Origin of the sequence: Anoxybacillus sp. LAT27, from assembly GCF_022030075.1 — a bacterium.
GTDB classification, from domain to species: Bacteria; Bacillota; Bacilli; order Bacillales; family Anoxybacillaceae; genus Anoxybacillus; species Anoxybacillus kestanbolensis.
In genome coordinates this window covers 1-249 of sequence record NZ_JAIWYK010000240.1, presented here as the reverse complement: position 1 = coordinate 249, position 249 = coordinate 1, and the positions used below count along the sequence as shown (strand labels likewise).

1 protein-coding gene is annotated in these 249 nt (G+C 54.2%); it reads right to left on the bottom strand.

What is annotated here, in order from left to right:
* Nucleotides 1–249 (bottom strand): 50S ribosomal protein L14 (gene rplN / locus LD028_RS09280; protein WP_237811646.1); only part of this gene is annotated, 249 nt, incomplete at both ends.

The following is a 249-nucleotide window of genomic DNA, read 5'->3' as shown; positions in this document are numbered from 1 at the left end:
GAGCTAAAGAAATGATTTTCATGAAGTCTTTATCGCGCAATTCACGGGCAACCGGTCCGAAAATCCGCGTGCCGCGCGGGCTTTTGTCATCACGGATGATGACGCAGGCGTTTTCGTCAAAGCGGATGTACGAGCCGTCCGGACGGCGCACCCCGCGTTTCGTACGAACAACAACTGCTTTCACGACTTGACCTTTTTTAACAACGCCACCTGGTGTCGCATCTTTGACCGTCGCCACAACGACGTCGC